Source organism: Streptomyces sp. HUAS MG56 (assembly GCF_058673395.1).
Genome location: NZ_CM178722.1, coordinates 4,166,109 through 4,189,715, shown reverse-complemented (window position 1 = coordinate 4,189,715; position 23,607 = coordinate 4,166,109). Strand labels below are relative to the sequence as shown.

Genomic DNA, 23,607 nt, shown 5'->3' with positions numbered 1-23,607 from the left:
GAGATGTGTGGAGGTGGAAACGAAGTAGGGTAATTACCAGGGGAGTCGGTCCGGTCTCGGTGGCCGAATTACCGTGTACCGCATCGCTCGGACCGGTCCGGTATCCGGCACCCCGCCCCTGATGTATCCCCGACGTTCCGTCACAGGCCGCATAGGGTGCCCCTGTTGGTGGCACGATGGTTCTGGCGGGGGTGCGGGCCGTACCCCCGGGCCGGGAGAGCGGACCGACCTAGGGTGTGATCAGTTGTGGCCATTTCACTGTCTGTGGTGCTGCTGTTGGCGGTCATCCTGGTGGTGCTGATCCGCGGGGGCAACATCAAGGCGGGCCCCGCCATCGTTGCCATGCTTTTCGGCTTCTTCCTGGCCTCCACCGGCATGGCCCCCTCCATCACACGGTTCCTGGACTCGATAGCGCAGTCCATCAACTCGATCAAGTTCTGAGCGGCCCCGGGACGACCGAAGGCCCAGACGGAGGAGGACGTCCTCTCGACTGGGCCTTCGGCATACAGAGCGGGCGACGGGAATCGAACCCGCGTAGCTAGTTTGGAAGATCGCGTATGCGGACCGGGCCTGAGCTGGCACTTCGCTGACCTGCGGTTCACCGGGCCGCTCTCTGGTGTTCCCCGCTACTCCCCGCGGCTCGCCGCTCGATCAGGCACGCGGGGGACACGGCCGGGACTCCCTGTCCGCTGCCGTGCGGTCTACGGCTCGCCCCATTCGGGGACGCACATCATGCTGTGCGCCGGCACGACGGGTTCACCTGGTAGCGGATCGATTCCACGGACCCGTACGGCGACGATATCGGCGGGGATGAGGGATCGGGTCGGGAGCGGCATCAAACGCCACCTGAAGGCCTCTGGGACGTCTTTGGCGGGCAGTTCCACCATGGCGAGACTGACCCACCGGTCGTAGGTCGTGGGGTATATGCGAATCAAGGCGCCGCATTCGGGGCAAACTGGCGGCTCGATCCAAGTCACGTCATCGAGGTCGGGCTCGGGTCTGGGGGTGGCTGTGGCTCCGTCGGTCTCGGCCATCTCGTTGGCGAGGGTGTTCCAACAGCCCTCGCAGTAGCTCGCCATGAGCCCGATCCGCCCGCGCTCGCGTACGGAGTCGCCAGCCTCTCCGCAGCGAAGGCATACGGACTGGCCACCATCCCGTGTCGCCCCCATGTGTTCGAGTGTGAGCGGATCCGAGCGGGTCCTAGTAGGTCGCGATTTAGCCTCATTTGGCGATCACGTACCAGCAGGATCGGTGGAGCCTCGATGGCTGTGCCGAGCCTGCACCGGCCTGCCCGCTCGATGCGAACTATGGGCGGGACGGTCACTGAGGTCTGCTCGGCAGGTCAGTCGGTCGTTCGGGGTCGACGGCGGACGGCCACGGTTGCTGTGGTTGCTGTACGTTCCTGCTGTAAAGCGGAGCCTGTGACGGGGGGAGCAAGCGTGCGGGCACTTGGCCTCTTCTTCGTCATCCTGCCTTGCCTCGCCATCGCTTGCTTCGCTTGCTTCGCCGCGCTCCGCTCCCAGGACCACAAGATCGCCAAGACCTTCGCCTATGGATGTCTGTTTGTCGGCGTGGGCTTCGTGACCATCCCCATTGCGCTCATCCTTCTCTGGGGCGCCTGGGCATCATTCGCATAGGGTGCGAATCGCGCAGGAAGATGGCTGGGCGGTCATCCACCCGGAGCGCCAGTTTGGAAGTCTGACCTCATCCTTATCAGGTCGATCACAGGGGACCGGCGATGTCGGTCAACCGGTCCTGCGCATGGGCCGATCGTCCGCTGAGGTCCGGCGCCGATCGCTGCTGTTCGCGCTTGTTGGTGTCAGCCGCTGGTGTCAGCCGTTGCACGCAGGCTTGACAGCGCATGCGGCTCTACTCCTCGGCGGAAAGAACCACGTCAGCAGCACGCGCGTACCCCTTCGGATCGTCCACTGTCACCCGCACTCGCCACCGTTGCGGTCCCCCGATGTACGTGACGAATCGGCTCTCTCCGAGCACGTCCCCGATCACGAACCGCCGGTCTGCCAAGTAGAGCGACCCGTCAAAGACCGTGGTGAACGACGGATCAGAGGCAATGCCCTCGCCGTAGTCCTGGAACAGCCGCACCTTGATCAGAACCGTCTGTGCTTGTACACGGACAATGACGTGAGTATCGGAAGACGCGGCGGGGGCGCCCCCCAACTCCAGGTCATCACGAATCCAGTCTGGGGACCCCAAGGCCATGATCGGATGATTGACGTACAAGTCCACTCCCGCTATCTGCACGGGTCCCACCCTTCTGTCAGCCTTGGGCCTGCCGACATACTCGCGTACACCCGGCATCCAACCCGCACCCCCCACTACCTATCCCAGCTCCCATCCCGTCCGCCGTCGACCCACACGCATGTGGAGCGGGCGTGGTCCATGGCGTCCAGGTGGAGCGCGCCACTGTACGAACGACCTGGACGCCATGGGCCGCGTCTGCTCGGCTTCGCCTGGGTCGACGGTGGACGGGATGGGAGCCCTCGCACACGCCACAACGGACCCGCGGGCGGAAACGGCGCCCCCTCCATCCCGGTGCCGGCCGATCCCCGCCGGAGGCATTGCCTTGACCGTGGCTGCTCTATGCAGAGCTCGACTCATGGCCACCGGCCCTATCCACATGTGGGCGCGCGTCGGCGCAGCGCGGGCGGAGCGGGCCGGAGGCAGGAGCGTCGCCCGCAGCGGAGCCGGGAAGCGCGCCCGGCGGAGCGGAGCGCAGCCGGGGCTTGATGAGGTAGAGAAACCTGTAACAGCTCGCGCGGGCCTACGCGTCGAAGTCGTACTCCAGGATGTAGGAGGCGGCATCGAGCGTCATCTCGTTGATCTCGACGGGGCGCCCCTCGTCCGCGAACGCGGTCCGGCAGATGAGGATGACCGGAGTGCCTGCGGAGATGCTCAACTGTCCCGCTTCATCCTTCGAGGGCATGCGTGAGCGGATCTCTTCGCGGAAGTGCACTGGCTTGTATCCGAGTTCGGCAAGCCTGGCGTAGGTACCGCCAGGGCCCGTGTCCTCCTGGGTGATCGCGGAGCCTGCGACCACCGATGTTGGGAGGTAACTCGTCGCGAGCAGAACAGGCTTCCCGTCCAGGACGAACCGTCGACGCCTCACGCACACGCTGTCCTCGTCGGCCAGCTCCAGAACCAACTTGACTCGCTCCGGCGGAGCCTCCTCCGACACCGTCACCTGATCCACCACAAGCGAGCGGTCCTCGATGTCGGCGGCCCAGATCGACCGGCCGCTACCCCACTGTTCCTGCGCGAGCCGTTGGATGCCTCGACGCCTGAGGGGGCGGAAGTCGCGAACGAACACGCCTGCGCCCTTGCGGGACTCGGCAACCCCTTCATCCTTGAGTACGCCCAGGGCCTGGCGAGCCGTCATGCGGGCTACGCCATGCTCGGCCATCAGGTCGTTCTCTCCCGGAAGCCGATCACCGGGACCGTACTCGCCCGACTGGATCGCCTCACGTAGGGAGTCCGCGATCCGCTGGTACTTGGGCCGACGGTCGTCGTCGGTGTTGGCCATTCCGGAGCCCTCCTCTCTTCTCTAGACAGCCTAGGCCATGGGTGGGGCGCCCGCTCAGTGCGTGTATCCGCAATCCTTCGCAAGCAACATCTCTAGACATCTCTCTTTGCTACGTCTCTAGACATGTGCTTTCCTGGAGATGTCTAGAGAGGTCGCGAGAGGCGGCCTCCCAGAACGAGGGATGCGCTCATGCCGTCTTTCAAGATCGATCTTTCGACCGCTGTGGTGTTCGTGGCGACTGCCCCGGAGCCGAAGATGGTCAACAAGAAGACCGGTGAGCGGGCCGTGGACCGGGAGACCAACGCGGACCTGTCGACCGTGGGTCTGCTGGTCTCGGACGAGGGGGAGGGGAACCTCTACCAGGTGACCGTGCCGGAGACGGGCCTTCCCGAGGGTCTGGCGCCGGGTATGCCGGTGCGGGTCGTGGGCCTGAAGGCTCGCGACTGGGAGAACGAGTTCAACGGTCAGAAGCGGCACGGGATCTCGTTCCGCGCGGTCGCGATCACCTCGGCGGCCTGATCATGACCGACGTGACCGCCTGGTTCGAGCTCGGGAGTGCCGCGGCCGGTGTCGGTGGCCTCGGGTACGCCAAGGTCCGCGCCCCGCGCGTGTACTGGTCGCTGGTTGGTCTGCCGGTGATGTGGGGCCGGTTCACCTGGAACTACAACTCCACGATGGAGGTGTGCGGGCTGACGGTGCAGCCGTCTCGCCTGCGGGCGTTCATGACCCGGAACGTGGCCCGTCGGGAGGTGCGGCCGGTGCCGCCGAAGGTCCGCCGGGTCCGGCCGACCATGACCGGTCTGCGGATCACGCTGCGGCTTCCGGCGGGCCTGGAACCGGCCGACCTGGCTGCCGCCTCACAGCGGCTCCGGCACGCCTTCGGGGTGCAGTCGGTGACCGTGGCGGAGACCAAGCCGGGGTACGTCGAACTGCGGATGACCGGGTACGACGTGCTTCGGCGGGTCCGGCTGCCACGCAAGGCCCGCCCTCACGACCTGGTCGTCCCGGTCGCGCTGCGGGAGGACGGCACGGTCTTCGAGCGGGACTACCGCAAGGTGCCGCATGCGCTGACGCTCGGGGCGAACCAGTCCGGCAAGTCGGTGTATCAGCGCAACCTGGTCAAGGGTCTGGCGCAACTGCCGGTCGCTCTGGTCGGGATCGACTGCAAGCGCGGGGTGGAGCACAGCGCCTATACGCCGCGGCTGTCGGCTCTGGCCACCGATCCGCAGAGTGCCGGGTACCTGATCGACGCGCTGGTCGGGGAGATGGAAGACCGCTTCGACCTGCTGGCCCTGCACGGTGTGTCCGACATGTGGGCGCTGCCGGACAAGGTCCGCCCGGTCCCGCTCGTCGTCCTGGTCGATGAGGTGGCTGAGCTGTTCTGGGTGACCTCGAAGAAGGATGAGGCGGCCCGGGATCGCACGGTCATGCAACTGGTCCGGCTGGCTCAGATGTCCCGTGCGGTCGGGATCTACCTGGAGGTGTGCGGCCAGCGTTTCGGCTCCGACCTCGGCAAGGGCGCGACGGCTCTGCGGGCTCAGCTCACCGGGCGGGTGGTGCACCGGGTCAACGACAAGCAGACCGCCGAGATGGGCCTGGGTGACATCGCCCCGGACGCGGTCTCTGCCGTGACCGTGATCCAGCCGGACCGCCCCGGTATCGCGGTGGCCGGTGACACCTCCGGCGGCTGGTCCCGCATCCGCACCCCGGAAACCACCCCCGAACAGGCCGCGGCTGTCTGCCGCGAGTTCGCCCACCTGACGCCGGAGTTGCCGTTCCTGGCACCGTTCCGGCCCGTCCTCGGCCTCCCGACGCCGAAGGATGCCCCGGCCGCTGAGTCCATCCCGGCCGCTCCCTGATCACCCCTTCTCCACGGTCGGCGTGACCGCCTTCGCGCCAGGTCCCTACCCCCGTCTTGCCCGAAACGGGCCAATCCCAGGAGAAGCACATGCCCAAGAACAGGAACAACCGGCGCGAGGTGACCGACGAGGACGAGAGGTGCGAGGCCAGGCAGGCGCGGCGGGACCGCTGGGTCGGTGACTACGACAACAACCCTGTGCTTGAGGAACTGGCCGCCCATCAGCGCACCGTCGACCGCATGGAATGCCTGCGGCAGAGCTGGCAGGAGGACTGATCCTCATGGCCGCGCCCAAGACCCCCGCGCCGCCGGTCAAGGACTGCCCGGTCTGCAAGGGCACCGGAGAGGTCTCCCGCACCGTCCGGGTCGGCCGCAAGCGTCGCGCGGTCGGTGCTCAGACGGGCCTGTGCCTGAACTGCCTCGGCTCCGGCGACGCTCCCGCCGACTAGCGCCCTGCCGGGACCGGGCGGCCGTACCGCAGACCGCCCGCCCTGGCCCAACTCCCTGAAGGAGGTGAAGACCATGGTCCGCTCGATCCGCCCGGACGCTGTCCTGGTTCAGGCCGTGATTGCCGGGGCCCTGTCCTTCGCCCATCTGCACGACCTTGCCGCCGCGGCCGGACAGTCCGGCTGGAAGGCCTGGGCCTACCCCGTCTCGGTCGACCTGCTCCTCGTCGCCGCCTGGCGCAGGTTGCGGGTACAGCGCTCCCGGCTGGCCTGGTGCTGGTTCCTCGTGGCCCTGGTCGCCTCGCTCGGCGCCAACGTCGCCACCGCCGGGTTCCTCGACTTGGCCGACCCGCCCGCCCTGCTCCGCCTCGGCATCGCCGGATGGCCCGCACTCGCCTTCCTCGGCGGCACCCTGCTCGCCCACTCGCCCTCACCCGACCCCGCCGACAACCCGGCGCCGGTTCGGCCGGCACCCACAGCCCCCGCACCCGACCCGGAACCGGAGCCGGAGCAGATCACCGCCGCGGAGCCCGCTCCGGCTCTGCCGGAAACGACCCCGGCCGTTCCTCCCGCGCTGGTCGACCACGCCCGCAAGGTCGCCGCCGACCACCGCACCCGCACCGGCACGGACATCGACACCGCCACCCTGCGCGCCCGGCTCGGCGTCCCTGACGACCTCGCCGGGGTCATCGCCGCCCAACTCGCCTGACAACCAAGGAGGTTCAACCGTGCGCCCGAACCGCTTCTACGACGTGATCCGCATCGGGCCCGTTCAGGTCGGCTCATACAACAACGGGCGCGGCCAGATCCGGCACACCGCCGCCTGCACCGCCCCGAAGTGCGGCTTCTCCACCGACCACGGCGACCGCTCGGCCGCCGAACTCTCCGCCCGCACCCACCACTGCACCGCCTGATCCGGAAGGAGACCCGCTCGTGTTCACCCCGAAGTACCCGACCCCGGACACCGCCCCGGCCCCGCCCCCGGCGCCCGTCCAGCACGAGACCGCTGTACAGGCGCCCGCCGCGCAGGCCCCGGCCCCGGTCGCCTCGGCGGCCCCGGTCTCGAACCGGCCGACCATCCAGCTCACCCCCGGCACCGCGCTCGCCCTCGTCGGCGGCGGTACCGCCGTGGTCCTCGTCGTCGGCGCGGTCCTGGTCTCGCTCCTGCTGGCGGTCGCCATCACCGGCATGTCGGTCGCCGTGACCGCTGTCGTCCTCCGCTCGCTCGTCAACAACCAGAAGGGTCACTGACATGGGCTTGTTCAGCCGCAGGAGCAGCACACCGGAACCCGCCCGCAATGAGGAGATGGTGGAACTCGGCCGCGAGTACGCCATCGCCCGCCGCCACCGGGACACCAAGGCCATGAACCGGATCATGCGGCAGGTCGGCAACGACAAGGACGTGACCGACCTGAGCGACTTCCGCTCCGGCCAGGAGTCCTACGACTCCATCCCGCCCATCCCGCGTGGCCGCAACCGCCGCCGCTGAACGGCCCCCGGGGCGGCTCTCTCGCCAAAGATCCGCCGCCCCGGACGCCTGCACCCATTCCTGATCCAACGGACCCGAAAGGGAAGCCTCATCATGCCTCAGCGCGCCCTGAACACGCCCGCCTGCCGCGACTGCGACGGCTTCGCCGCCGCCGCGATCACCACCGGCACCCGCACCACCGATGGCTCCCGCGCCACCCTCACCGTCACCTGCCAGGCCTGCAAGGGCACCGGCCACACCGTTCCCGCCCCTGCCCTGACCCGGACCGGGAGGTGACGGTCGTGTCTGACCTCACCCCGACCCCGGACCGCCCCGGCCTGCACGTCAGCAAGCCGTCCCCGTCCACCCCTGCCCACGCCTCGGCCGTCTGCCACTGCGGCGCCAGCGCCACCGCCACCGGTGACCTCCAGGTCCGCGCCTTGGTCGAGGGCTGGAACGACAACCACGGCCCCGCACACGGAAGGAACTAACCGCGTGACCACCGCCGCCACCATGGCGGGCCTGGACCCGGCCACCCTCGCCGACGTGCTGAGGCTGGCCGGGTCTCCGGACTACGACCGCATCCAAGACCAGATCCGCCGCACCGGTGGCTGCTCCGACCCCATCCACCTGCAAGGCTCCACCGTCACCCGCGACACAGTCACCGGGCAGGTACTGCACCACTACTCCACCGACACCGAACCCGGCGGACGGCTCCGCCTCGCCTGCGGCAACCGCCGCGCCTCCCGCTGCCCCGCCTGCGCCTGGACCTACGCCGGAGACACCTACCACCTCATCCGCGCTGGCCTCGTCGGCGACCCTGCCAAGGGCACCCCCGAAACGATCAGGGATCACCCCCGCGTCTTCGCCACCCTCACCGCCCCCTCGTTCGGCCCGGTCCACAACCGGCACGACAACCGGCCCTGCCGCTGCGGCACCCGCCACAGCGAGGACGCGCCCGAACTCGGCACCCCGCTCAATCCCGACACCTACGACTACGCGGGCGCCGTGCTGTGGAACAACCACGCCTCCGACCTGTGGCGCTACTTCACGATCTACCTGCGCCGCGAGATCGCCCGCCGCGCCGGACTCACCCAGAAGGAAGCCCATGCACAGGCCCGCGTTTCCTTCGGAAAGGTCGCCGAATACCAGAAGCGCGGCGCCGTCCACTTCCATGCCGTGATCCGCTTCGACGGCCCCGACGGCCCCGACGGACCCGACGGACCCGACAGCCCACCCCCGGCCTGGGCCACCCTCGACCTGCTCACCGACGCCATCCGCGCCGTCGCAGACCCGGAGCACTTAACGGTGGGCATCGAGCCCGCCGGGGACCAGCCTGCCCGCAGCCTCACGTGGGGTAAGCAGCTCGACGTGCGCCCGATCCGGGCCTTCGGCAAGGGCGAAGAGATCACCGAACAGGCCGTTGCTTCCTACCTCGCCAAGTACGCCACCAAAGCGGCAGAGACCACCGGCACCGTGGACCGCCGCGTCGGCAACAAGGAAGCCCTGACCCTGCTCGGCATCCCCGACCACCCCCGGCGGCTCATCGAGGCCTGCCTCGACCTGCACGCGCTCTACCCAGAACGCAAGCTTCGGGACTGGGCTCACATGCTCGGCTTCCGCGGCCACTTCTCCACCAAGTCCCGCCGGTACTCCACCACCCTGAGTGCCCTCCGCCAGACCCGCGCCGACTACCGAGCCGCCCAGCAACGCGAAGCCCTCGGCTTGCCCGACCCCGACGACACGGAGGCAACCACGCTCACCCTCGCCCACTGGACCTATGCCGGCCACGGCCACACCCCCGGCGAAACCTGGCTCGCCGCCAACATCCGCCGCGACATCCAGCACAACCGCGAGATCGCCCGCGAAATCCGGGCGGACCTGCATGAACACGAGACGGAGGGGGAGTGGTGATGGCTGATCAGCTCTTGGACGTCAAGCAGGTCGCGATACGGCTCGGGACCTGGGAAGAGAGCGGGGAGCGCTTCCCGCGCCGTCTGATCGAAGAACGTCGGATCGCCTACGTCAAGGTCGGCCGGTACGTCCGCATCAGGGAGAGCGTCGTAGAGGCGTTCATCGAAGCCAACACGGTGCGTCCTCGTCGGTCCGACCTGGGGAGGGCTGCCTGATGGCTGGCAAGCGCCGACAGTTCGGCCGTGTCCGCAAGCTCCCGTCAGGCCGCTATCAGGCTCGCTACGTCGGCCCTGACGGGCTGCTGCGACCCGCCCCAGAGACGTTCCGGACGAAGAAGGATGCGGACGACTGGCTTGCCGACAAGCAGACCGAGATGCGGCGCGGCGACTGGCACGACCCGGACGCCGGGAAGGTGCCCTTTGGCTCGTATGCCGCTGCCTGGATCAAGGAACGGGAACTGACCACCACCACACGGCAGTTGTACGGCTCGCTCCTGCGTCATCACCTCGAACCCGCCTTCGGCACGGTCAACGTCGCCGAGATCTCGCCTCCGCTTGTGCGTCGTTGGCGCGCTGACAAACTGGCGTCGGGCACCGGTCCTACGACCGTTGCAAAGGCGTACGCCCTGCTTCGCGCGATCCTTGGCACGGCTGTCGCTGATCAGATGATCAGACGCAACCCGTGCACGATCAAGGGGGCCAGTACTGTGCACACCCCGGAGCGGCCGACCGCCACCGTGCAGGAGGTCTACAACGTGGCCGACGCGGTTCAGCCTCGCTATCGGGCGCTTGTGCTCATGGCGGGGTTCCTGGGCCTTCGCTGGGGCGAACTGATCGGCCTGCACCGCCGGGACGTCGACCTTGACCACGGCGCCGTACGCGTCCGTCGAGCCGTCGCCGAGCTGAACAACGGGCAACGCGAGATCAAGGCACCCAAGAGTGCTGCGGGTAAGCGCACGGTGTCCATCCCGGCCGCGATCATCCCGGACATCCGCGATCACCTGAAGCGGTACGCAGAACCTGGTGTGGACGGTCGCGTCTTCGTCGGTGCCAAGGGGGCGACTCCCCGCCGGAACCACTTCAACCGGCTGTGGCGCAAGGCGTGCGGAGACGCAGGGATCAAGGGTCTGCACTTCCATGATCTCCGGCACACCGGCAACACGCTCGCCGCTTCGACCGGAGCCAGCACACGTGAATTGATGGCACGCATGGGCCACAGCACCGCTCGCGCCGCGCTGATCTATCAGCACGCCAGTGCGGAACGCGATCGGCTGATCGCCGACGCCGTGAGCGGGCTCGTCGACAAGGGGCTGAGGAAGACTCGAAAGGCGAAGAAGCAAGATCGAAAGCCCAAGGGGCACGCGGGGGGCACGGACGCCTGATCTGGCCTTGAATGACTCAGGCCCAGGGAGGGGGTAAATTTACCCTCTCACCTGGGCCTTCGGCATACAGAGCGGGCGACGGGAATCGAACCCGCGTAGCTAGTTTGGAAGACTAGGGCTCTACCATTGAGCTACGCCCGCAAGCGTGCGCCGCAGGTCGGTGACCTCGGCACTGGAGGCATCGTAGCGGGTCGCCCGGCGCCGAGGCCAACGGCTTCCGCTCCGGCGCTCCGGCGGACTCCCGCGAGCCCCGGCGAGCCCTCCCGTGCGCCGCCCCGAAGAATGCGGCCGACGCGGGCGGCCGGGGCATGTACCCTACGTGTCGCACCAGACGGGGTGTGGCGCAGCTTGGTAGCGCGTCCGCTTTGGGAGCGGAAGGCCGTGGGTTCAAATCCCGCCACCCCGACCACCGGCTCACGACGTCGTGACGATCGGTCGCGATGATCGCCTTTTGGGGCGCTGACCGGCTGCGGTTACTATGCAAGCTGCGCGCCCGTGTGTCCCGGCCCCATGGCCTACGTACTCCTCCGGGCGGCGAATCCGCCGGACCTGTCTGGCTCCGGCAGAAACCAAGAAGTCAGCCACAAGGAGACCGAACCGTGAAGAGCGCCGTGGAGACCCTGAACCCGACCCGGGTTCGGCTCACTGTCGAGGTGCCCTTCGAGGAGCTCAAGGACAGCCTCGACGCGGCGTACAAGAAGATCAACCAGCAGGTCACGGTGAAGGGCTTCCGCAAGGGCAAGATCCCGGCCCGGGTCATCGACCAGCGGTTCGGTCGCGGTGCGGTGCTGGAGGAGGCGGTCAACGACGCGCTCCCGAAGTTCTACACCGAGGCGGTCAACGAGGCCGAGCTGGACCCGCTGGGCCAGCCCGAGGTCGACATCACCGAGCTGAAGGACGGCGAGACGCTGAACTTCACCGCCGAGGTCGACGTCCGCCCCGCCCTGGAGATCCCGGACTACTCCGGCATCGAGGTCGAGGTCGACGCCGTCGAGGTCACCGACGAGGACGTCGAGAAGTCGGTCGAGCAGCTCCGTGAGCGCTTCGCCTCCACCTCCCCGGTCGAGCGCGCCGCCGAGGACGGCGACGTCGTCACCATCGACCTGGAGGCCAAGGTCGACGGCGAGGTGCTGGAGGACGGCATCGCGAGCGGCGTCTCCTACACCATCGGCTCCGGCGAGCTGCTCGACGGCATCGACGACGCCGTGAAGGGCCTGGAGGCCGGTGGCGAGGCCACCTTCACCTCCGAGCTGAAGGGCGGCTCCGCGGCCGGCAAGGAGTCCGAGGTCACCGTCAAGGTCACCCAGGTCGCCGCCCGTGAACTCCCCGAGCTGGACGACGACTTCGCGCAGCTCGCCTCCGAGTTCGACACCCTGGACGAGCTGAAGGCCGACAGCCGCAAGCGCCTGGCCAACATGAAGCAGTTCGACCAGGCCACCCAGGCGCAGGAGCGCGTCCTGGAGAAGCTCCTGGAGCTGGTCGAGGTCCCGGTCCCCGAGAAGCTGCTTGAGGACGAGGTCAACACCCGCAAGCACAACCTGGAGCACCACCAGCTCGGCCAGATGGGCCTCGACCTCGCGAAGTACCTGGAGATCCAGGGCAAGACCGCCGAGGAGTTCGAGACCGAGACCCGTGAGGCCGCGGTCAAGGGCATCAAGACCCAGTTCGTCCTCGACGAGCTGGTCAAGAAGGAGCAGCTGAACGTCAACCAGGAGGAGCTCACCGAGCACCTCATGCGGCGCGCCGCCTCCTCCGGCATGTCCCCCGACCAGTTCGCCCAGGCCGTCGTCGAGGGTGGCCAGGTGCCGCTCCTGGTCGGCGAGGTCGCCCGCGGCAAGGCCCTGGCCGTCGTGGTCGAGGCCGCCACGGTGAAGGACACCAACGGCGAGATCGTCGACCTGGACGACGAGGACGAGGAGACGGAGACCGAGGCCGCCGAGGCGTCGGAGACCTCCGAGGCCTCCGAGGCCTCCGAGGAGAAGACCGAGGGCTGAGCGGCCCTGCCGCGCCTCTGAAGCGCGTACGACGGGCCCCTGGGACACTTCCGCCCCGGGGGCCCGTTCGTCGTACCTGGGGACTGACCGACCTCAAGGGGCGCGGGCGGTGTCGACATCCGGCTCCGCCGGGTGGGCGCGACAAGCCACAACGGACCCGCAGCCGCCGGCGCACCGCACATCCAACGGCGAGAAGGCACCCGGCACCCGGCGGAGCCGCTACGCCCCCGGCGAACACCGTCATCTGCGGGATTCCCGGAAGGGAGCATCGCGTTAGGGTCCATGAAAGGCAGAACAATGAGACGGCCCGGCGCCGTCGTAAGACGAGCAGGTGGATACGTGACGAATCTGATGCCCTCCGCCGCCGGCGAGCCTTCCATCGGTGGTGGCCTCGGCGACCAGGTCTACAACCGGCTGCTCGGCGAGCGGATCATCTTCCTCGGCCAGCAGGTTGACGACGACATCGCCAACAAGATCACCGCACAGCTGCTGCTCCTTGCCGCCGACCCCGACAAGGACATCTACCTGTACATCAACAGCCCCGGCGGCTCGGTGACGGCAGGCATGGCGATCTACGACACCATGCAGTACATCCCGAACGACGTGGTCACGATCGGCATGGGCATGGCGGCCTCGATGGGCCAGTTCCTGCTCACCGGCGGCACCGCCGGCAAGCGGTTCTCCCTGCCGCACACCGACATCATGATGCACCAGGGCTCCGCCGGCCTGGGCGGTACGGTCTCGGACATCAAGATCCAGGCCCAGTACCTGCTGCGCACCAAGAAGACGATGACCGAGCTGACCGCGCAGCACTCCGGCCAGAGCGTCGAGACGATCCTCCGCGACGCCGACCGCGACCGCTGGTTCACCCCGGAAGAGGCCAAGGAGTACGGTCTCATTGACGAGATCATCACGCACGCCTCGGGTGTTCCGGGAGGCGGCGGCACCGGTGCCTGACCGGCCCGGCCACGCCACGCACCGCCGAGACCCCAGCCCCCCGAACGCCACCAGGACGGTGAACCCCATGACCAATTTCTCCGGCTTCTCCGGCGCCGCCAGCGGCATGTACGAAGGGCCCCGCCCCGACGCCCGCTACGTCGTCCCGCGCTTCGTCGAGCGCACCTCCCAGGGCATCCGCGAGTACGACCCGTACGCGAAGCTCTTCGAGGAGCGCGTGATCTTCCTGGGCGTCCAGATCGACGACGCCTCCGCCAACGACGTCATGGCGCAGCTGCTGTGCCTGGAGTCGATGGACCCGGACCGGGACATCTCGATCTACATCAACAGCCCCGGCGGCGACATGACCGCCCTCACGGCGATCTACGACACGATGCAGTTCGTGAAGCCCGACATCCAGACGGTCTGCATGGGCCAGGCCGCCTCCGCCGCGGCCATCCTGCTCGCCGCCGGAACGCCCGGCAAGCGCATGGCGCTGCCGAACTCGCGCGTGCTGATCCACCAGCCGGCGGGTTCGACCGGCCGCGGCCAGCTCTCCGACCTGGAGATCATCGCCAACGAGTTCACCCGGATGCGTGAGCAGCTGGAGAACATGCTGGCCAAGCACTCGAACCAGCCGATCGAGAAGGTCCGCGAGGACATCGAGCGCGACAAGATCCTCACGGCCGAGGAGGCGCTGGAATACGGCCTCGTCGACCAGATCATCTCCACCCGCAAGCTGAACAACGCCGCGGTCCGCTGACGCGGAGCGGCATACTCTGAGCCCCTCTTGGCGCGGTGCACGTCAAAGTGAACCCTGCCAAGGGGGGCCCGAACACGGGGCCCGGCAAGGTACCGTCGACATAAGGCAGCACCAGGAGCCGCTGGACTCGAAAGCGTCCGGTCGTCTCCCAGGCGAAGGGGAAGCACACCGTGGCACGCATCGGTGACGGCGGCGATCTGCTCAAGTGCTCGTTCTGCGGCAAGAGCCAGAAGCAGGTCAAGAAGCTCATCGCAGGGCCCGGTGTGTACATCTGCGACGAGTGCATCGATCTCTGCAACGAGATCATCGAGGAAGAGCTCGCGGAGACCAGCGAGGTGCGCTGGGAGGAACTGCCCAAGCCCCGCGAGATCTACGAGTTCCTCGAAGGCTACGTAGTCGGCCAGGAGGCGGCGAAGAAGGCCCTCTCCGTCGCGGTGTACAACCACTACAAGCGGGTCCAGGCGGGCGAGAACGGCGGCGCGAGCGGCCGTGACGACGCCATCGAGCTGGCGAAGTCCAACATCCTCCTGCTGGGCCCGACGGGCTCCGGCAAGACCCTCCTCGCGCAGACCCTGGCGCGCATGCTCAACGTCCCCTTCGCCATCGCCGACGCCACGGCGCTCACGGAGGCGGGCTACGTGGGCGAGGACGTCGAGAACATCCTCCTGAAGCTGATCCAGGCGGCCGACTACGACGTCAAGAAGGCCGAAACCGGGATCATCTACATCGACGAGATCGACAAGGTGGCCCGCAAGAGCGAGAACCCCTCGATCACGCGCGACGTGTCGGGCGAAGGCGTCCAGCAGGCGCTGCTCAAGATCCTGGAGGGCACCACGGCCTCGGTCCCGCCCCAGGGCGGCCGCAAGCACCCGCACCAGGAGTTCATCCAGATCGACACGACGAACGTCCTGTTCATCGTGGGCGGTGCCTTCGCCGGACTGGAGAAGATCATCGAGGCCCGCGCGGGCGCCAAGGGCATCGGCTTCGGCGCCACGATCCTCTCCAAGCGCGAGCTGGAGTCCAAGGACGTCTTCGAGGACGTCATGCCGGAGGACCTGGTCAAGTTCGGCATGATCCCGGAGTTCATCGGCCGTCTCCCGGTGATCACCTCGGTCCACAACCTCGACCGCGAAGCACTCCTGAAGATCCTCGTCGAGCCCCGCAACGCGCTGGTCAAGCAGTACCAGCGCCTCTTCGAACTCGACGGCGTGGAGCTGGACTTCGAGCGCGAGGCCCTGGAGGCCATCGCCGACCAGGCCATCCTCCGCCAGACCGGCGCCCGCGGCCTGCGCGCCATCATGGAGGAAGTCCTCCAGGGCGTGATGTACGAGGTCCCGTCCCGCAAGGACGTCGCCCGCGTCGTCATCACCGCCGACGTCGTCCTCTCCAACGTCAACCCGACCCTGATCCCGCGGGATTCGCGGGGCCGGGGCTCGGGGGAGCAGAAGTCGGCGTAAGCAGCTCTGCGAAACAAGGCGCCCGACGCACCTGCGTCGGGCGCTCAGGGGCTGGAAAGGTCCCGCCCCTGCGTAGCGGAAAGGGCCCCTGCCGACGGCGAACCGTCCGGGGCCCTTCCGTTTTGACGGCCGACGGTGTCAGGCCTTGACGCGCACGTCGTTGCGCAGCTTGGCCGCGATCGACGCCGTGTCGTCGACCGTGCCGCCGTCGCCCGAGGCGATGGAGGCGACGCTGTACGCCGTGACCAGGGCGACGGTGCTGTGGTCACCCCAGATGCACACCGGCATCTTCACGGTCTTCGGCACCCCGGACTGCGCGGAGCCGGAGGTGTCGAGCTGGGCCACCTGGCACTTCATGACGGCGTTGGAGAGGCCCGAGGGGTTGACGGTCTGCGGGCTGCCGATCAGCTTGCCCTGGAAGCCGGAGTCGTCGCTCTGGTTCTTCTCCGAGCCCGCCTTGGCCTTGGCGAACATGGCATCGACGACCGCCTCCGGATCCTTGATGGTCCCGTACACGCCCTTGAAGTTGAGCCCCTTCTTGGTGAGCCCCGTGCCGCTCTCGTAGACACCGGTCACCTGCTGGGGGTTGCTCACTCCCCACTTCTCGAAGTCCGAGCGGTCCGAGTCGGTCATGGTGTCCGAGGAGCCGGCGTCGGCGTTCTTCGTGTAGGTGCCGTTGATCACCGACTGCGGCGCCACCAGCTTGTGGGCACCGTCGTCCGCGACGGAACCCCCGCCGCCACCCCCGCCGATCACCAGGTACGCCCCGACCGCGATGGCCGCCACGACCGCCACCGCGCCGATGATGACGGCCGCCTTCTTGCCACCGCCCCCGGCGGCCGGCGGCTGCGGCACCCCGTACGGCTGCTGACCGTAAGGCCCCGGCTGCTGGCCGTACGGGTTCGGCTGCGGCGGCACGCCGCCCTGCTGCGGGTAGCCGTAACCCGGCTGCGGCGGGGCGGCCGGCGGGGCCTGCTGGGGGTAGCCGTAGCCGGGCTGCGGAGCCTGCGGCTGCTGGCCGTACGGGCCCGGCTGCCCCGGCTGGCCGTAGGGCCCCGGCTGACCGTACGGACCCGGCTGCCCCGGCTGGCCGTACGGACCCGGCTGCTGGGGCGGCTGGCCGTACGGGCCCGGCTGGTTGTTGCTCATCTCTGGGGTCCCCCTTGGATGCTTATGTGTTCCAGACATCCTGGACCAGCCACCGGGAACTCATGGCACCGGGGTGCGCACCGTTACACAACAAACGCGTTTCGGGACCACCCCGTGACACCTCTAAACTGACCCCCGTGACCGAGAACGCTCAGCAGCAGCCACCCGCGCCCGACCCCGAACTGCCGACCCAGTACGCGCCGGCCGATGTAGAGGGGCCGCTGTACGAGCGCTGGGTAGAGCGCGGTTACTTCGAGGCGGACGCGAAGAGCGAGAAGCCGCCGTTCACCGTCGTCATCCCGCCGCCCAACGTCACCGGCAGCCTCCACCTGGGCCATGCCTTCGAGCACACGCTCATCGACGCGCTGACGCGCCGTAAGCGCATGCAGGGCTTCGAGACGCTCTGGCAGCCGGGCATGGACCACGCCGGCATCGCCACGCAGAACGTCGTCGAGCGCGAGCTGGGCAAGGAAGGAAAGTCCCGGCACGACCTGGGACGGGACGCCTTCGTCGAGCGCGTCTGGCAGTGGAAGGGCGAGTCCGGCGGGCAGATCAGCGGGCAGATGCGCCGCCTCGGTGACGGCGTCGCGTGGTCGCGTGAGCGCTTCACCATGGACGAGGGCCTCTCGCAGGCCGTCCAGACCATCTTCAAGCGGCTCTACGACGACGAGCTGATCTACCGCGCCGAGCGCATCATCAACTGGTGCCCTCGCTGTCTGACGGCCATCTCGGACATCGAGGTGGAGTACCAGGACGACGACGGCGAGCTGGTCTCGATGAAGTACGGCGAGGGGGACGACACCATCGTCGTCGCCACGACCCGTGCCGAGACGATGCTGGGTGACACGGCGGTCGCCGTCCACCCCGAGGACGAGCGGTACAAGCACCTCGTCGGCAAGCTCATCCGGCTCCCGCTGACCGACCGCTCCATCCCGGTCGTCGCCGACGAGCACGTCGACCCCGAGTTCGGCACCGGCGCCGTCAAGGTCACCCCGGCCCACGACCCGAACGACTTCGAGATCGGCCAGCGGCACGACCTGCCGTCCCGCACGGTGATGGACGAGCACGCCGTCATCACGGTCCACGGCCCCTTCCAGGGCATGGACCGCCTGGAGGCCCGCTCGGCGATCGTCGCCGCGCTGCGCGCCGAGGGCCGGATCGTCGCCGAGAAGCGGCCGTACGTCCACTCCGTCGGCCACTGCTCGCGCTGCAAGACCACCATCGAGCCGCGCCTGTCGATGCAGTGGTGGGTCAAGGTCGGCCCGCTCGCGAAGGCGGCCGGTGACGCCGTCCGCGAGGGCAAGGTCAAGATCCACCCGCAGGAGATGGAGAAGCGGTACTTCGACTGGGTCGACAACCTCCACGACTGGTGCATCTCGCGGCAGTTGTGGTGGGGTCACCGGATTCCGGTCTGGTACGGGCCGAACGGCGAGGTCGTCTGCGTCGGGCCGGACGAGCAGCCGCCCGGTACCGAGGCGGAGGGCTGGCACCAGGACACCGACGTCCTCGACACCTGGTTCTCCTCCGGCCTGTGGCCGTTCTCCACCCTGGGCTGGCCCGAACAGACCGAGTCGCTCGCGAAGTTCTACCCGAACTCCGTCCTGGTCACCGGCTACGACATCCTCTTCTTCTGGGTCGCCCGGATGATGATGTTCGGCCTGTACGCGATGGACGGCACCCCGCCGTTCCACACCATCGCCCTGCACGGCATGGTCCGCGACCAGTTCGGCAAGAAGATGTCGAAGTCCTTCGGCAACGCGGTCAACCCGCTGGACTGGATGGACAAGTACGGCAGCGACGCGCTCCGCTTCACGCTCGCCCGCGGCGCGAACCCCGGTGTCGACGTCCCGATCGGCGAGGACTGGGTCCAGGGCTCCCGCAACTTCGCCAACAAGATCTGGAACGCCACCCGCTTCGCGCTGATGAACGGCGCCACGGTGGAAGGCCCGCTGCCGGACGCCGCCGCGATGTCCGCCACGGACCGCTGGATCCTCTCCCGCCTCAACTCGGTCGTCGCCGAAGTCGACGCGTTCTACGAGGACTTCCAGTTCGCCAAGCTCTCCGACGCCCTCTTCCACTTCGCGTGGGACGAGGTCTTCGACTGGTACGTCGAGCTGTCCAAGACCGTCTTCATGGCGGGCGGCGCCCCGGCCGAGGTCAGCAAGCGCGTCCTCGGCGAGGTCCTGGACGTCACCCTGAAGCTCCTCCACCCGGTCGTCCCCTTCGTCACCGAGACGCTGTGGACGACGCTGACGGGCGGCGAGTCGATCGTGATCGCCGACTGGCCGAAGGACAGTGGCTTCCGCGACCGGGCGGCCGAGCAGGAGATCGAGTCGCTCCAGTCGGTCATCACCGAGGTCCGCCGCTTCCGCGCCGACCAGGGCCTCCAGCCCGGCCAGCGCGTCCCGGCCCGCCTGACCCTGGACGGTACGGCGCTGGCGCCGCACGAGGCAGCCATCCGCCAGCTCCTGCGTCTCCAGCCGGAGGGTGACTCGTTCACCGCGACGGCCACCCTCCCGGTCGCCGGCGCCGAGGTCGCCCTCGACCTCTCCGGCACGATCGACGTGGCGGCCGAGCGCAAGCGCCTCGCGAAGGACCTGGCCGCGGCCGAGAAGGAGAAGGCCCAGGCGAACGCAAAGCTCGGCAACGAAGCCTTCCTGGGCAAGGCCCCGGACCACGTGGTGGACAAGATCCGCACCCGCCTGGCCAAGGCGGAGGAGGACATCGCGCGGATCACGGCCCAGTTGGAGAAGCTGCCGGCAGCTTGATCAAGTGACTGGTCTCCGCCGTCGCGGAGGAACGCGGGCCCGGTGTCGAACAGACGCCGGGCCCGCGGCCGTACAAGCCGCCGCACCCTTTGTCACTCCCCCTCCGTAGACTGACCCTGTGAGCGACCACCCGCACGAAGACGACCGGCCCGACCCTCTCGACAGCTTCGACGAACTCGTCGAGGCCGAGACCACGCGCGACCCCGACCTCGCGGTGATCGAGGCCGGCAGCCGTACGCTGCGCACCCAGGGCGGCCAGCCGCAGGCCGAGGTACCCGGGCGGCCGGAGGACCCTGAGGTCGACCGGGCCCTGCGCGAGGTCGAGACGGAGCTGGCCGGCCGCTGGGGCGAGACCAAGCTGGAGCCCTCGGTCAGCCGCATCTCCGCGCTGATGGACCTGCTCGGCGAGCCGCAGCGCTCGTACCCCTCGATCCACATCACGGGCACGAACGGCAAGACCTCCACCGCCCGCATGATCGAGGCCCTCCTCGGCGCCTTCGAGCTGCGCACCGGCCGCTACACCAGCCCGCACGTGCAGTCGATCACCGAGCGGATCAGCCTGGACGGCGCCCCGATCTCCGCCGAGCGGTTCATCGAGACGTACCAGGACATCAAGCCGTACGTCGAGATGGTCGACGCCGCGCAGGATTTCCGGCTGTCCTTCTTCGAGGTGCTCACGGGCATGGCGTACGCCGCCTTCTCGGACGCGCCCGTCGACGTCGCGGTCGTCGAGGTCGGCATGGGCGGCTCCTGGGACGCCACCAACGTCATCGACGGCGACGTCGCCGTGATCACGCCCATCGACCTGGACCACACGGACCGGCTGGGCGAGACGCCCGCCGAGATCGCCGGTGAGAAGAGCGGGATCATCAAGCAGGACGCGACGGTGATCCTGGCCCAGCAGCCGGTCGACGCGGCACAGGTGCTGCTGAAGAAGGCCGTCGAGGTGGACGCCACCGTGGCCCGCGAGGGGCTGGAGTTCGGGGTCGTGGCGCGGCAGGTCGCCGTCGGCGGGCAGATGCTCACGCTGCGTGGCCTGGGCGGCGAGTACCCCGAGGTGTACCTCCCACTGCACGGCGCCCACCAGGCGCACAACGCGGCCGTCGCGCTCGCCGCCGTCGAGGCGTTCTTCGGCGTCGGCGCCCAGCGCGCGCAGCCGCTCGACATCGACACCGTCCGCAAGGCCTTCGCGGCCGTGTCCTCCCCGGGCCGGCTGGAGGTCGTACGGCGCTCCCCGACCGTCGTGCTGGACGCCGCGCACAACCCGGCGGGCGCCGCGGCCACGGCCGAGGCCGTGCGGGAGGCGTTCGACTTCACCCGGCTGATCGGCGTCGTGGGCGCGAGCGGCGACAAGAACGTGCGCGGCCTGCTGGAGGCCTTCGAGCCGATCTTCGCCGAGGTCGTCGTCACGCAGAACTCCACCCCGCGGGCCATGGACGCGGACGAGCTGGCCGCGATCGCCGTCGAGGTGTTCGGCGAGGAGCGCGTCCAGGTCGAGCCGCGGCTGCCGGACGCCCTGGAGGCCGCGATCACGCTGGCCGAGGAGGAGGGCGAGTTCGCGGGCGGTGGCGTGCTGGTCACCGGTTCTGTCATCACGGTCGGCGAGGCCCGGCTGCTGCTGGGGAAGGGCTGAGGCTCAAGAGATGCGTACGCTGTGCTCCTCGACCTTGATCGGCGAGTTCTTCGTCATCGGCTTCGCCGGGCTCGTCGCGATGAAGGACCCGAGCCTGTCGGTGTCGACGGTGTGGCTGGTCAGCGGTGTCGCCATGGTGCTGTGCGTGCTGATGTGCGCCATGGTGACCCGGCCGGGCGGGGTGGCCCTCGGCTGGGTGCTCCAGATCGCGCTGATCGCCTCCGGCATCTTCGTCCCGACCATGTACTTCATGGGCGCGGTGTTCGCGGCCCTGTGGTGGGCGTCGGTGCACTTCGGCCGAAAGGTGGACGAGGCGAAGGCCGTATTCGCCGCCCGCGCGGAGTCCGCCTCCTCTACACCTGACGCTGTGTGACGGGCGCACGGACACGCCCTGTAGCCTCGTCCCACCGCACACGTCAGTCGTAAGGAGCACCTCGTGACCCAGCGCACCCTCGTCCTGCTCAAGCCCGACGCCGTCCGTCGTGGCCTGACCGGCGAGATCATCAGCCGTATCGAGCGCAAGGCCGGCTGGCAGATCACCGCGCTGGAGCTGCGGACCCTGGACCAGGAGACCCTGGAGCAGCACTACGGCGAGCACAAGGGCAAGCCCTTCTACGAGCCGTTGGTCGCGTTCATGTCCTCCGGTCCGGTGGTCGCGCTGATCGTCGAGGGCGAGCGGGTCATCGAGGGCGTGCGCGCGCTCGCCGGCCCGACCGACCCGATCGCCGCCGCGCCGGGCTCCATCCGCGGGGACTACGGCGTGATCGTCCGGGAGAACCTGATCCACGCCTCCGACTCCGAGGAGTCCGCCGAGCGCGAGGTGAAGATCTTCTTCCCGGGCCGGGCGTGACGGGTCGCGCCTGAACAGCGCGAGGAGTTTTCGCTAATTTTTCTGACGGAGTGTCAGATCGATTCGGACCGGTTCGACGACACCCCACCAGGGGCGGCCGTACATTTCCGGCCGTCCCTTGGCATATGCCTTGCCGATCGGGGGAACGCGTGCCTCCGATGGACCGTCTCCACAGGCGAGGCGGCCCGCCATCTGGTGACAATGGCGGAGACCCTCGCGCAGTGGCCGTGCAGGCGCGTTTACGATGGAAGCCTTCACGTCACAGCACCCGCCTCGCCGACCTGATATGCCCTCAAAAGCACAGGAAGGCCAGATGAATCCGGATGGGGAACTCAATGTCGTTCATCGGCCGTGACATGGCTGTCGACCTCGGGACCGCCAACACGCTGGTGTACGTCAGGGGTCGCGGGATCGTACTGAACGAGCCGTCCGTCGTCGCGATCAACACCAACACGGGTGGGATCCTCGCGGTCGGTGCCGAAGCGAAGAAGATGATCGGCCGGACGCCGGGCAACATCGTGGCCGTCCGTCCGCTGAAGGACGGCGTGATCGCCGACTTCGAGATCACCGAGCGGATGCTCCGCTACTTCATCCTGAAGATCCACAAGCGGCGGTATCTCGCCAGGCCGCGGGTCGTCGTCTGCGTGCCCTCCGGCATCACGGGCGTCGAGCGCCGCGCCGTGATCGAGGCGTCCACCCAGGCCGGCGCCCGCCAGGTGCACATCATCGAGGAGCCCATGGCCGCCGCCATCGGCTCCGGCCTGCCGGTCCACGAGGCCACGGGCAACATGGTGGTGGACATCGGCGGCGGCACCACGGAGGTCGCGGTCATCTCGCTCGGCGGCATCGTCACCGCCCAGTCCATCCGCGTCGCGGGCGACGAACTGGACAACGCGATCATCCAGTACATCAAGAAGGAGTACAGCCTTCTGCTGGGCGAGCGCACGGCCGAGCAGATCAAGATCACGATCGGTTCGGCGTACGACCTCGACGCCGACGAGCACACCGAAGTGCGCGGCCGGGACCTGGTGTCCGGGCTGCCCAAGACCGTCGTCATCTCGGCCGCCGAGGTCCGCAAGGCGATCGAGGAACCGGTCAACGCGATCGTGGACGCGGTCAAGACGACCCTCGACAAGTGCCCGCCGGAGCTGTCCGGCGACATCATGGACCGAGGAATCGTTCTGACCGGCGGCGGAGCCCTGCTGCGCGGCCTGGACGAGCGGCTGCGCCGGGAGACCGGCATGCCCATCCACATCGCCGAGGACCCGCTGGACAGTGTCGCGCTCGGCTCCGGCAAGTGCGTCGAGGAGTTCGAGGCGCTCCAGCAGGTGCTGGACGCCCAGCCGCGCAGATGACGTAACTCTTCGATTCCGCCGTACGAGACATACTCCTCTCGTGCGGCGGATCGTTGATATAGAGGCATAAGCTCCCCTGAACGGGCCCCTTTGG

28 protein-coding genes and 2 tRNA genes are annotated in these 23,607 nt (G+C 68.6%); 25 read left to right on the top strand and 5 right to left on the bottom strand.

The annotated features are described in order from the left end of the window. Positions 1-246 precede the first annotated feature (246 nt). Complete coding sequence (locus AC4OXY_RS19900; protein ID WP_356022800.1) at positions 247-441, top strand: hypothetical protein; 195 nt, start codon at positions 247-249, stop codon at positions 439-441. A gap of 260 nt (positions 442-701) precedes the next feature. Here the strand turns inward: AC4OXY_RS19900 and AC4OXY_RS19895 are convergent, their stop codons facing one another. Then, positions 702-1,034 carry a DUF6083 domain-containing protein gene (locus AC4OXY_RS19895; protein ID WP_491994337.1) on the bottom strand — a complete coding sequence of 111 codons (333 nt, stop codon included), beginning with the start codon at positions 1,032-1,034 and terminating at the stop codon, positions 702-704. A gap of 405 nt (positions 1,035-1,439) precedes the next feature. On the opposite strand from AC4OXY_RS19895, the gene AC4OXY_RS19890 reads away from it, so the two are divergent. Continuing rightward, positions 1,440-1,637, top strand: coding sequence for a hypothetical protein (locus tag AC4OXY_RS19890; protein WP_491994336.1), 198 nt, complete (start codon positions 1,440-1,442; stop codon positions 1,635-1,637). 232 nt (positions 1,638-1,869) lie between these two features. Here AC4OXY_RS19890 and AC4OXY_RS19885 read toward each other — a convergent pair whose 3' ends face one another. Together AC4OXY_RS19885 and AC4OXY_RS19880 are read right to left on the bottom strand one after the other, a co-directional pair. Next, on the bottom strand, positions 1,870-2,319 hold the full coding sequence (locus AC4OXY_RS19885; protein ID WP_491994335.1) for a hypothetical protein: 450 nt from the start codon (positions 2,317-2,319) through the stop codon (positions 1,870-1,872). A 463-nt stretch (positions 2,320-2,782) separates the two neighbouring features. Then, the gene (locus AC4OXY_RS19880) at positions 2,783-3,541 is read right to left on the bottom strand and encodes a GntR family transcriptional regulator (protein WP_491994334.1); all 759 of its coding nucleotides are present in this window, start codon (positions 3,539-3,541) and stop codon (positions 2,783-2,785) included. Between the two features lie 189 nt (positions 3,542-3,730). Between AC4OXY_RS19880 and AC4OXY_RS19875 the strand changes: the two genes are divergently transcribed. The 13 genes from AC4OXY_RS19875 (at position 3,731) to AC4OXY_RS19815 (ending at position 10,608) form a co-directional block, all read left to right on the top strand. Beyond that, positions 3,731-4,060: an SCO3933 family regulatory protein gene (locus tag AC4OXY_RS19875; RefSeq protein WP_491994333.1), complete on the top strand. Its 330-nt coding sequence runs from the start codon at positions 3,731-3,733 to the stop codon at positions 4,058-4,060. 2 nt (positions 4,061-4,062) lie between these two features. Further along, positions 4,063-5,400 (top strand): FtsK/SpoIIIE domain-containing protein, encoded by a 1,338-nt coding sequence (locus AC4OXY_RS19870; protein WP_491994332.1) that lies wholly within the window; start codon positions 4,063-4,065, stop codon positions 5,398-5,400. Between the two features lie 89 nt (positions 5,401-5,489). Next, the gene (locus AC4OXY_RS19865; RefSeq protein ID WP_491994331.1) at positions 5,490-5,675 is read left to right on the top strand and encodes a hypothetical protein; all 186 of its coding nucleotides are present in this window, start codon (positions 5,490-5,492) and stop codon (positions 5,673-5,675) included. 5 nt (positions 5,676-5,680) lie between these two features. Further along, on the top strand, positions 5,681-5,848 hold the full coding sequence (locus tag AC4OXY_RS19860; protein WP_491994330.1) for a hypothetical protein: 168 nt from the start codon (positions 5,681-5,683) through the stop codon (positions 5,846-5,848). A 73-nt stretch (positions 5,849-5,921) separates the two neighbouring features. Next, positions 5,922-6,554, top strand: coding sequence for a DUF2637 domain-containing protein (locus AC4OXY_RS19855; protein ID WP_491994329.1), 633 nt, complete (start codon positions 5,922-5,924; stop codon positions 6,552-6,554). 19 nt (positions 6,555-6,573) lie between these two features. Next, complete coding sequence (locus AC4OXY_RS19850) at positions 6,574-6,759, top strand: mobile element transfer protein (protein ID WP_491994328.1); 186 nt, start codon at positions 6,574-6,576, stop codon at positions 6,757-6,759. 19 nt (positions 6,760-6,778) lie between these two features. Beyond that, a complete protein-coding gene (locus AC4OXY_RS19845; protein ID WP_491994327.1) occupies positions 6,779-7,096 on the top strand; it encodes a SpdD protein in 318 nt (105 codons plus the stop codon). A 1-nt stretch (position 7,097) separates the two neighbouring features. Then, a complete protein-coding gene (locus tag AC4OXY_RS19840; RefSeq protein ID WP_491994326.1) occupies positions 7,098-7,334 on the top strand; it encodes a hypothetical protein in 237 nt (78 codons plus the stop codon). 93 nt (positions 7,335-7,427) lie between these two features. Then, positions 7,428-7,610, top strand: a complete 183-nt coding sequence (locus AC4OXY_RS19835; RefSeq protein WP_491994325.1) for a hypothetical protein — start codon at positions 7,428-7,430, stop codon at positions 7,608-7,610. A gap of 5 nt (positions 7,611-7,615) precedes the next feature. Next, positions 7,616-7,804 carry a hypothetical protein gene (locus AC4OXY_RS19830; RefSeq protein ID WP_491994324.1) on the top strand — a complete coding sequence of 63 codons (189 nt, stop codon included), beginning with the start codon at positions 7,616-7,618 and terminating at the stop codon, positions 7,802-7,804. A 4-nt stretch (positions 7,805-7,808) separates the two neighbouring features. Further along, positions 7,809-9,227, top strand: a complete 1,419-nt coding sequence (repSA, locus tag AC4OXY_RS19825; protein ID WP_491994323.1) for a replication initiator protein RepSA — start codon at positions 7,809-7,811, stop codon at positions 9,225-9,227. Further along, entirely contained in the window at positions 9,227-9,442 is a 216-nt protein-coding gene (locus AC4OXY_RS19820) for an excisionase family DNA-binding protein (protein WP_491994322.1), read from the top strand. The genes repSA and AC4OXY_RS19820 overlap by 1 nt, the downstream gene beginning before the upstream one ends. Continuing rightward, complete coding sequence (locus AC4OXY_RS19815; protein ID WP_491994321.1) at positions 9,442-10,608, top strand: tyrosine-type recombinase/integrase; 1,167 nt, start codon at positions 9,442-9,444, stop codon at positions 10,606-10,608. Before AC4OXY_RS19820 ends, AC4OXY_RS19815 begins: the two co-directional genes overlap by 1 nt. Before the next feature lie 70 nt (positions 10,609-10,678). Here AC4OXY_RS19815 and AC4OXY_RS19810 read toward each other — a convergent pair. Beyond that, positions 10,679-10,749, bottom strand: a tRNA-Gly gene (locus AC4OXY_RS19810). A 191-nt stretch (positions 10,750-10,940) separates the two neighbouring features. Between AC4OXY_RS19810 and AC4OXY_RS19805 the strand changes: the two genes are divergently transcribed. The 5 genes from AC4OXY_RS19805 (at position 10,941) to clpX (ending at position 15,758) form a co-directional block, all read left to right on the top strand. Next, a tRNA-Pro gene (locus tag AC4OXY_RS19805) sits at positions 10,941-11,017 on the top strand. A gap of 190 nt (positions 11,018-11,207) precedes the next feature. Further along, complete coding sequence (gene tig, locus AC4OXY_RS19800; RefSeq protein WP_491994320.1) at positions 11,208-12,602, top strand: trigger factor; 1,395 nt, start codon at positions 11,208-11,210, stop codon at positions 12,600-12,602. A gap of 351 nt (positions 12,603-12,953) precedes the next feature. Next, the gene (locus AC4OXY_RS19795) at positions 12,954-13,559 is read left to right on the top strand and encodes an ATP-dependent Clp protease proteolytic subunit (protein ID WP_351026752.1); all 606 of its coding nucleotides are present in this window, start codon (positions 12,954-12,956) and stop codon (positions 13,557-13,559) included. 67 nt (positions 13,560-13,626) lie between these two features. Then, positions 13,627-14,301 (top strand): ATP-dependent Clp protease proteolytic subunit, encoded by a 675-nt coding sequence (locus tag AC4OXY_RS19790; RefSeq protein WP_356022796.1) that lies wholly within the window; start codon positions 13,627-13,629, stop codon positions 14,299-14,301. Between the two features lie 170 nt (positions 14,302-14,471). Next, positions 14,472-15,758: an ATP-dependent Clp protease ATP-binding subunit ClpX gene (clpX, locus tag AC4OXY_RS19785; protein ID WP_071374342.1), complete on the top strand. Its 1,287-nt coding sequence runs from the start codon at positions 14,472-14,474 to the stop codon at positions 15,756-15,758. A gap of 138 nt (positions 15,759-15,896) precedes the next feature. Here clpX and AC4OXY_RS19780 read toward each other — a convergent pair whose 3' ends face one another. Then, on the bottom strand, positions 15,897-16,907 hold the full coding sequence (locus AC4OXY_RS19780) for a hypothetical protein (RefSeq protein ID WP_356022794.1): 1,011 nt from the start codon (positions 16,905-16,907) through the stop codon (positions 15,897-15,899). Between the two features lie 137 nt (positions 16,908-17,044). Here AC4OXY_RS19780 and AC4OXY_RS19775 point away from each other — a divergent pair, with 137 nt between their 5' ends. The 5 genes from AC4OXY_RS19775 to AC4OXY_RS19755 all read left to right on the top strand — a co-directional run bounded on the left by AC4OXY_RS19775 (position 17,045) and on the right by AC4OXY_RS19755 (position 23,513). Continuing rightward, positions 17,045-19,675 (top strand): valine--tRNA ligase, encoded by a 2,631-nt coding sequence (locus AC4OXY_RS19775; RefSeq protein WP_376285539.1) that lies wholly within the window; start codon positions 17,045-17,047, stop codon positions 19,673-19,675. A 118-nt stretch (positions 19,676-19,793) separates the two neighbouring features. Further along, a complete protein-coding gene (gene folC, locus AC4OXY_RS19770; RefSeq protein ID WP_356022789.1) occupies positions 19,794-21,308 on the top strand; it encodes a bifunctional tetrahydrofolate synthase/dihydrofolate synthase in 1,515 nt (504 codons plus the stop codon). A gap of 10 nt (positions 21,309-21,318) precedes the next feature. Next, positions 21,319-21,681 (top strand): DUF4233 domain-containing protein, encoded by a 363-nt coding sequence (locus AC4OXY_RS19765; protein ID WP_356022786.1) that lies wholly within the window; start codon positions 21,319-21,321, stop codon positions 21,679-21,681. A gap of 63 nt (positions 21,682-21,744) precedes the next feature. After that, the gene (gene ndk / locus AC4OXY_RS19760; protein WP_071374337.1) at positions 21,745-22,158 is read left to right on the top strand and encodes a nucleoside-diphosphate kinase; all 414 of its coding nucleotides are present in this window, start codon (positions 21,745-21,747) and stop codon (positions 22,156-22,158) included. Between the two features lie 335 nt (positions 22,159-22,493). Further along, the gene (locus tag AC4OXY_RS19755) at positions 22,494-23,513 is read left to right on the top strand and encodes a rod shape-determining protein (protein ID WP_071374336.1); all 1,020 of its coding nucleotides are present in this window, start codon (positions 22,494-22,496) and stop codon (positions 23,511-23,513) included. Positions 23,514-23,607 lie beyond the last annotated feature (94 nt).

Excerpts from the sequence above, each read along its gene's own strand:
- AC4OXY_RS19895 (WP_491994337.1), bottom strand. The coding sequence starts at position 1,034 with ATGGCCGAGACCGACGGAGCCACAGCCACCCCCAGACCCGAGCCCGAC.
- AC4OXY_RS19780 (WP_356022794.1), bottom strand. The coding sequence starts at position 16,907 with ATGAGCAACAACCAGCCGGGCCCGTACGGCCAGCCGCCCCAGCAGCCG.
- AC4OXY_RS19840 (WP_491994326.1), top strand. The coding sequence starts at position 7,098 with ATGGGCTTGTTCAGCCGCAGGAGCAGCACACCGGAACCCGCCCGCAAT.
- AC4OXY_RS19880 (WP_491994334.1), bottom strand. The coding sequence starts at position 3,541 with ATGGCCAACACCGACGACGACCGTCGGCCCAAGTACCAGCGGATCGCG.
- AC4OXY_RS19860 (WP_491994330.1), top strand. The coding sequence starts at position 5,681 with ATGGCCGCGCCCAAGACCCCCGCGCCGCCGGTCAAGGACTGCCCGGTC.
- AC4OXY_RS19755 (WP_071374336.1), top strand. The coding sequence starts at position 22,494 with ATGTCGTTCATCGGCCGTGACATGGCTGTCGACCTCGGGACCGCCAAC.
- AC4OXY_RS19865 (WP_491994331.1), top strand. The coding sequence starts at position 5,490 with ATGCCCAAGAACAGGAACAACCGGCGCGAGGTGACCGACGAGGACGAG.
- AC4OXY_RS19765 (WP_356022786.1), top strand. The coding sequence starts at position 21,319 with ATGCGTACGCTGTGCTCCTCGACCTTGATCGGCGAGTTCTTCGTCATC.
- AC4OXY_RS19795 (WP_351026752.1), top strand. The coding sequence starts at position 12,954 with ATGCCCTCCGCCGCCGGCGAGCCTTCCATCGGTGGTGGCCTCGGCGAC.
- AC4OXY_RS19820 (WP_491994322.1), top strand. The coding sequence starts at position 9,227 with ATGGCTGATCAGCTCTTGGACGTCAAGCAGGTCGCGATACGGCTCGGG.
- AC4OXY_RS19870 (WP_491994332.1), top strand. The coding sequence starts at position 4,063 with ATGACCGACGTGACCGCCTGGTTCGAGCTCGGGAGTGCCGCGGCCGGT.
- AC4OXY_RS19855 (WP_491994329.1), top strand. The coding sequence starts at position 5,922 with ATGGTCCGCTCGATCCGCCCGGACGCTGTCCTGGTTCAGGCCGTGATT.
- AC4OXY_RS19885 (WP_491994335.1), bottom strand. The coding sequence starts at position 2,319 with ATGCCGGGTGTACGCGAGTATGTCGGCAGGCCCAAGGCTGACAGAAGG.
- AC4OXY_RS19835 (WP_491994325.1), top strand. The coding sequence starts at position 7,428 with ATGCCTCAGCGCGCCCTGAACACGCCCGCCTGCCGCGACTGCGACGGC.
- AC4OXY_RS19790 (WP_356022796.1), top strand. The coding sequence starts at position 13,627 with ATGACCAATTTCTCCGGCTTCTCCGGCGCCGCCAGCGGCATGTACGAA.
- AC4OXY_RS19875 (WP_491994333.1), top strand. The coding sequence starts at position 3,731 with ATGCCGTCTTTCAAGATCGATCTTTCGACCGCTGTGGTGTTCGTGGCG.
- AC4OXY_RS19815 (WP_491994321.1), top strand. The coding sequence starts at position 9,442 with ATGGCTGGCAAGCGCCGACAGTTCGGCCGTGTCCGCAAGCTCCCGTCA.